Here is a 6,174-nt window from a genome sequence, read left to right as displayed (position 1 = left end):
TCCGGAGCCCGTCGTCGGGCTGGAGCCCGTCGTCCGGGAATCGACCCCCGCGCTCATCGCGCGCACCCTCCGCCGGGCGATCTCGGACGGCACGTTCCCCCCGGGTACGCAGCTCGGGGAGGCCGCGCTGGCGAGGTCGCTCGGCGTGAGCCGCGGGCCGCTGCGGGAGGCCATGCAACGGTTGACGCAGGAGGGGCTGCTCGTCTCACACCGCAACCGGGGACTGTTCGTCGCCGACCTCTCCGCCGAGGCGGTCGAGGACATGTACCTGCTGCGCACGACCGTCGAGACCGCCGCGCTGGACCGGGTGCTCGACCTCGGGCTGGGCGTCGTCACCGCCGACGCGCTCGACGCCGCCGTCGACGCGATGGCCTCCCTCGCCGACGAACCGCGGTCGGAGGCCATGGTCGCCGCGGATCTGGACTTCCACCACGTCCTGGTCGAGGCGGCCCGGAGCCCACGCCTGTCGAGGGTCCACGAGACCGTGCTGGTCGAGACGAGCATGTGCCTGCACGCCATGCGCGGCACCTACTCGGACGCGGCGTCAAGGCTCATCGAACACCGTGCGATCGCCGACGCCGTGCGTGCCGGGGACCCGGATCGGGCCAGGGTGTTGCTGGTCGACCACATGAGGGACGGGCTCGTCCGGGTCCGCGAGGGCGGCGAGGCCCGTTGAGGTTCATTGTTACGGCGAGGTCACGCTTGTCGCGTTAGGTGATGGACCCGGACCGCCCGGCCATACGGTCGATGAACCGTTAACTTCAACCCGACGGAGGCACCGATGAACACCACCATCTCGCGAAGGCAACTGTTCCGGGGAGCACTGGCACTGGGCGGGGTGGTCGCGGTCGGTGGATCCCTCGCCGCCTGCACCACCACGGAGACCGGCGGCCCCGAGGCCGGCGGAGGCGGCGGCCTCCTCGAGCGGGCCCGACAGCAGGGCCTGCGGATCGCCATCGGCAACGAGCCGCCCTACACCGAGCTCGCTCCGGACGGCACCGTCACCGGCGCGGAGCCGGACGTCGTCAGGGCCGTCGCCGCGCGGATGGGGATCGACAGGGTCGAGGGCATCGTCTCCGGCTACGACGCGATGATCCCGGGGCTCAAGGCCAACAGGTGGGACACCATCGCCGCGGGGTTGTTCATGAAGCAGTCACGCTGCCGCGAGGTCGCCTACGCCTCACCCGTGATCGTCTCCACCGAGTCGTTCGGTGTGCGGCCCGGCAACCCGGAGAACATCCTCACCATCGCCGACGTCCTGGAGCGGCCGGACCTGCGCGTGGGTGTGGTCCCCGGCGGGTTCGAACAGGGCATCCTCGAGACGGCGGGAGTCGGGGCCGGCCAGATCATCAACGTCACCGACGCCCGCGGTGGCGCCGACGCGCTCAACGCGGATCGTATCGACGCCTTCCTCCTGCCCACGCTGTCCCTGCGCGAGCTCGAGGGCGTCGAGGTCACCGAGCCGATCGAGGACGCCCCCAGCACGGGTTCGTCCGCCGCGTTCCGGACCGAGGACCAGGACTTCCTCGACGCCTACAACGAGGAGCTCGAGTCGTTCAAGACCGAGCCCGAGTTCGCCGAGATACTCGAGAAGTGGGGATTCGACCCCACCGTCGTCGAGGGCGTGACGACCGAGGAACTCTGCGCCGTCGACGGCTGACCGGCGATCGATGGACGCTATCGCCGAATACCTCCCTCTCATCCGGCAGGGCTTCATCACCACCGTCCAGGTGACGGTCCTCGGCGCGGCGCTCGCGCTGGTCGTGGCCTTCGCCCTGGGCCTGGCGCGCCTGTCCACCCACCGCTGGGTGCGCTGGCCGGCGGCGTGCACCGTGGAGTTCCTCCGCGGCACGTCGCTGGTGGTGCAGCTCTTCTGGCTGTTCTTCGCCCTCCCGTTCTTCGGGGTCCAGCTCACCGCCATCTTCGCCGGTGTCCTCGCGCTGGGCCTCAACGAGGGCGCGTACGCCTCGGAGGTGGTCCGCGGGTCCATCGCGTCCCGGCCGAAGGGCCAGACGGAGGCCGCGATCGCGCTCAACATGACGCCCGCCCAACGGATGCGCCGCATCCTGCTGCCGCAGTCGATCCCGGCGATGCTGCCGCCCATGGGCAACGTCATGGTGGACCTGCTCAAGAACAGCTCACTGGTCTCCCTGGTGACGGTGGCGGACCTGACCTTCAACGCGGGGCTCATCCGGTCCGCCACCGGTGAGACCGCCCTGATCTACGGGATCATCCTGCTCCTGTACTTCGTCCTGAGTCTGGTCATCTCGGTGATCATCGCGCTCCTGGAGCGGCGGTTCTCACCGACCCGTGAGCGCCGGTCGCTGCTCACCGCCCTCACCGGCCGGACGCAGGGGGTGAGCTGATGATCTGGGACAACGCCTTCGCGATCAGCATCATCCCGGACCTGCTCCGGGGGCTGGTCACCACGGTGCAGATCACCTTCGCCGGCATGGCCATCGCGGCTGTCCTCGGGTTGCTCGTGGCCGTGTTCAGATACCTGCGGATCCCGGTGGTCTCGCAGATCCTGGGATTTCTCGTGTACTTCATCCGTGGGACGCCGTTGCTCGTCCAGGCGTTCTTCGTGTTCTACGTCCTGCCGGAGTACGGCGTCACCATGAGCGCGCTGGTCACCGGCATCATCGTGATCGGCGTCAACTACAGCGCCTATACGGCCGAGGTCTACCGGTCCGGTATCGAGGGGATCCCGGTGGGTCAGTGGGAGGCCGCCACGGCCCTCAATCTGCCGGGCGGACGCACCTGGACACGGATCGTCCTGCCCCAGGCGGTGCGACGGGTGGTCCCCCTGTTGGGCAACTACCTCATCCAGATGTTCAAGGACTCGGCCATCCTGTCCGCCATCACCGTCTACGAACTCATGTCCGTGGCCAAGGCGATCGGGCAGTCGGAGTTCCGCTACATCGAACCCTTCACCATCGCGGCGCTGCTCTACCTCGTCGTGAGCGTCCCGTGCACACTCGTCCTACGTCGATTGGAGACCCGCTATGGCACCGTCCACTGAGCTCGGCGAGCCGGGGGAACCGATGGTCCGCTTCGAGAAGGTCAGCAAGAACTGGGGGGAGAACAGGGTCCTGCGGGAGCTCGACTTCACTGTTGCCAAGGGCGAGAAGATCTCGATCATCGGTCCGTCCGGTTCCGGCAAGACCACGATCCTGCGAGTGCTCATGACCCTCGAGTACCCGACCTCGGGACGCGTCCTGGTCGAGGGCGACGAGTTGTGGAACACCGACGTCGCGAGGAAGAGGCCCCGCGAGACCAAGCGGATGAGGCAGATCCGCAGCCGGATCGGCATGGTGTTCCAGCAGTTCAACCTGTTCCCACACATGACCGCGCTGGAGAACGTCATGGAGGCGCCGGTGCACGTGCTGGGCAAGGACAAGGCGACGGCGCGGCAGGAGGCGGAGGAGCTGCTCGCGCTCGTCGGTCTGGCCGACCATTCAGCCAAGAAGCCGCCGCAGCTGTCCGGTGGCCAGCAACAGCGCGTGGCGATCGCCCGGGCCATGGCCACGAAGCCGGACATCATGCTCTTCGACGAACCCACCTCGGCCCTGGATCCCGAGCTCGTGGGGGAGGTGCTCAAGGTGATCCGTGACCTCGCCAACGACTCGACCATGACGATGCTCATGGTCACCCACGAGATGAACTTCGCCCGGGAGATCTCCGACCGGGTGGTGATGTTCGACGAGGGCGTCGCGGTCGAGTCGGCGCCGCCCGCGCAGTTCTTCGACTCGCCCGGCCACGAGCGCACCCGGAGATTCCTCGGCGCTGTACTGGGGTACTGAACGCTCAGCGGGAGACCGCGAGCCCGCTGCGCATCGCCCACGCCACCGCCTGCGGTCTGGTGGTCACCCCGATCTTGCGGTAGGCCTCCCGGATGTAGGTCTTGACCGTGTTGATCGACAGGTAGCAGGCCGCGGCGATCTCCTCGTTGGACCGGCCCTGGGCGATCAGCGCGAGCATCTCCGACTCCCGGGGGGTCAGGCCCACGTCGCCGGTCGGCCACAGTCCGGGGGACGTGTCCTCGCCGTCGCGGCCGAGCAGGCGCACCCGCTCACCCGCCGCGACCCGTTCCACGGCCCCGAGCAGCTCCTCGCCGGACAGTGATTTGGAGAGATACCCCGTCGCCCCCGAGGCGAAGGCCTCGTCGACCGCGCGCGGATCCGTGACGAACGAGTAGACGGCCACGGCCCCGATCGCCGGGTCGAGGGCCATGGCCGAGCACCGGGCCTGCCAGTCGACCGGGGAGGCGAAGGTATCGAACAGCACCACGTCCACGGGCACACCTGCGCGGGAGCCGGGCCCGTTCACCACGACCTCCACGCGGCCGGGGTACGCGGCCAGCAGTGCGTGCACACCGGCGATGACCAGTGTGTAGTCGTTCTCCACCGAGACCCTGACCGGCATCTGGAAACTTTAACAGTTGTGACCCGTCCCACCCCTGGGGGTGTGCCGAACTCCCTCGAGCGTGAATGAAGCTGGGACCGACGGGGGGAGTGCCATGACGACCGCGACGAGAAGGATCGACGAACGATGGGCCTGGGCCGAGTACGGGATGTGCCAGGACGTACCGGACCTGTTCTACAACTCCGAGAACGAGTCGAGGAGCCTGCGCCGGCGTAAGGAGACGGCGGCCAAGAAGCTCTGCGCGCAGTGCCCGGTCATCCAGCAGTGCCGCGCGCACGCCGTGGCCCACCGCGAGCTGTACGGCGTCTGGGGCGGGATGTCCGAGGCCGAGCGGCACCGGCTCGCCGGGCGGGTCCGCACCGGCTGACCGCCCACCGGCTGACCACCCACCGCCCACCGCCTTCCGCCGAACCGCCCACCGGCGGAGGGCGGAGGGCGGCGGGCGATCAGCGCACCGGGATCGCGACGAGCTTGGTCTCCACGAACTCCTCGATCCCGGTGAGCCCGCCCTCGCGGCCCAGCCCGGACTGCTTGATGCCACCGAACGGCGCGGCCGGGTTGGAGACGATCCCGGTGTTGATGCCCACCATCCCGGCCTGCAGGCGCTCGGACATGGTCATCGCGCGGTCGAGATTCTCGGTCATCACGTAGGAGACCAGGCCGAACTCGGTGTCGTTGGCCAGGGCCACCGCCTCGTCGTCGGAGTCGAACGGGATCAGGGCGGCCACGGGACCGAAGATCTCGGTGGACATCAGGTCGGAGTCGGCCGCCACCCCGGTCAGGACGGTGGGCGGGTAGAAGTACCCGGGTCCTTCGGTCCGCGATCCGCCGCACAGCACCTCGGCCCCGCGCCCCACGGCGTCGTCGACCAGGTCGACCACCTTCGCCACGGCCTTCTCCTCGACCAACGGGCCCACGTCGGTGCCGTCCCGCGTGCCGTCGCCGACTGTCAGGGCGGACATCTTCTCGGTGAGGCGCCGACCGAACTCGTCCAGAACCGAACGGTGGACGAGGATCCGGTTGGCCGACGTGCAGGCCTCGCCCATGTTGCGCATCTTGGCGGCCATCGCGGCGGCCACGGCGGTGTCCATGTCCGCGTCCTCGCACACCACGAACGGGGCGTTCCCGCCGAGCTCCATGGAGGTGCGCAGCACCCCGCGCGCGCACTGCTCCAGCAGCATCCGGCCGACCGGCGTGGACCCGGTGAACGACAGCTTGCGGGCGATCCCGGAGTCGATCCACGGTCCCACCACACTGCCCGGCTCGGTGGTGCACACGACGTTGAGGACGCCGTCGGGGAGCCCCGCCTCGCGCAGGAGGTCCACCACGTACAGCGAGGTCAGGGGCGTGAGGTTGGCCGGTTTGAACACCATGGTGCAGCCGGCGGCGACGGCCGGGCCGATCTTGCGGGTGGCCATGGCCAGGGGGAAGTTCCACGGGGTGATGAGGATGCAGGGCCCGACCGGTTCGTGGGTCACCATGAGACGGGTCTTGCCGTCGGGCGAACGGCGGGCGTCCCCGCGGATGCGGCAGGCCTCCTCGGAGAACCAGCGGAAGAACTCGGCCCCGTAGGTGACCTCGCCCTTGGCCTCCGCCAGCGGTTTGCCCATCTCGGTGGTCATGAGCAGCGCCAGCTCGTCGGCGCGGTCGAGGATCAGCTCGTACGCGCGGCGCAGGATCTCGGCCCGGTCGCGGGCGGGCACGGCCGCCCACTCCGGCTGCGTCCGCCCGGCGGCCTCGATCGCGGCG

The 6,174-nt window shown here is 69.3% G+C and carries 8 protein-coding genes; 6 read left to right on the top strand and 2 right to left on the bottom strand.

Annotated elements, in window-relative coordinates; all coding sequences use genetic code 11:
• Positions 1-19 precede the first annotated feature (19 nt).
• The 5 genes from G6018_RS05500 to G6018_RS05480 all read left to right on the top strand — a co-directional run bounded on the left by G6018_RS05500 (position 20) and on the right by G6018_RS05480 (position 3,803).
• A complete protein-coding gene (locus G6018_RS05500) occupies positions 20-676 on the top strand; it encodes a GntR family transcriptional regulator (protein WP_182639065.1) in 657 nt (218 codons plus the stop codon).
• A gap of 105 nt (positions 677-781) precedes the next feature.
• A complete protein-coding gene (ehuB, locus tag G6018_RS05495; RefSeq protein ID WP_107748886.1) occupies positions 782-1,660 on the top strand; it encodes an ectoine/hydroxyectoine ABC transporter substrate-binding protein EhuB in 879 nt (292 codons plus the stop codon).
• Between the two features lie 10 nt (positions 1,661-1,670).
• Complete coding sequence (gene ehuC / locus G6018_RS05490) at positions 1,671-2,366, top strand: ectoine/hydroxyectoine ABC transporter permease subunit EhuC (RefSeq protein WP_107748885.1); 696 nt, start codon at positions 1,671-1,673, stop codon at positions 2,364-2,366.
• Complete coding sequence (gene ehuD / locus G6018_RS05485; RefSeq protein ID WP_107748884.1) at positions 2,366-3,022, top strand: ectoine/hydroxyectoine ABC transporter permease subunit EhuD; 657 nt, start codon at positions 2,366-2,368, stop codon at positions 3,020-3,022. Before ehuC ends, ehuD begins: the two co-directional genes overlap by 1 nt.
• Positions 3,023-3,044: 22 nt before the next feature.
• Positions 3,045-3,803: an amino acid ABC transporter ATP-binding protein gene (locus G6018_RS05480; RefSeq protein WP_182639063.1), complete on the top strand. Its 759-nt coding sequence runs from the start codon at positions 3,045-3,047 to the stop codon at positions 3,801-3,803.
• 4 nt (positions 3,804-3,807) lie between these two features.
• Here G6018_RS05480 and G6018_RS05475 read toward each other — a convergent pair whose 3' ends face one another.
• Positions 3,808-4,425 (bottom strand): response regulator transcription factor, encoded by a 618-nt coding sequence (locus G6018_RS05475; protein ID WP_179524514.1) that lies wholly within the window; start codon positions 4,423-4,425, stop codon positions 3,808-3,810.
• 94 nt (positions 4,426-4,519) lie between these two features.
• On the opposite strand from G6018_RS05475, the gene G6018_RS05470 reads away from it, so the two are divergent.
• Positions 4,520-4,792: a WhiB family transcriptional regulator gene (locus G6018_RS05470; RefSeq protein WP_179524515.1), complete on the top strand. Its 273-nt coding sequence runs from the start codon at positions 4,520-4,522 to the stop codon at positions 4,790-4,792.
• A 79-nt stretch (positions 4,793-4,871) separates the two neighbouring features.
• Here G6018_RS05470 and G6018_RS05465 read toward each other — a convergent pair.
• Positions 4,872-6,174: NAD-dependent succinate-semialdehyde dehydrogenase (locus tag G6018_RS05465; RefSeq protein ID WP_182639061.1), on the bottom strand; the 1,303-nt coding region annotated here is incomplete at its 5' end.

The sequence above is a fragment of the Dietzia sp. DQ11-44 genome, from assembly GCF_014145205.1.
Lineage (GTDB): Bacteria > Actinomycetota > Actinomycetes > Mycobacteriales > Mycobacteriaceae > Dietzia > Dietzia natronolimnaea.
This window is presented reverse-complemented; position numbering and strand designations above follow the sequence as displayed.

Excerpts from the sequence above, each read along its gene's own strand:
- ehuC (WP_107748885.1), top strand. The coding sequence starts at position 1,671 with ATGGACGCTATCGCCGAATACCTCCCTCTCATCCGGCAGGGCTTCATC.
- G6018_RS05480 (WP_182639063.1), top strand. The coding sequence starts at position 3,045 with ATGGTCCGCTTCGAGAAGGTCAGCAAGAACTGGGGGGAGAACAGGGTC.
- ehuD (WP_107748884.1), top strand. The coding sequence starts at position 2,366 with ATGATCTGGGACAACGCCTTCGCGATCAGCATCATCCCGGACCTGCTC.
- G6018_RS05470 (WP_179524515.1), top strand. The coding sequence starts at position 4,520 with ATGACGACCGCGACGAGAAGGATCGACGAACGATGGGCCTGGGCCGAG.
- G6018_RS05475 (WP_179524514.1), bottom strand. The coding sequence starts at position 4,425 with ATGCCGGTCAGGGTCTCGGTGGAGAACGACTACACACTGGTCATCGCC.
- ehuB (WP_107748886.1), top strand. The coding sequence starts at position 782 with ATGAACACCACCATCTCGCGAAGGCAACTGTTCCGGGGAGCACTGGCA.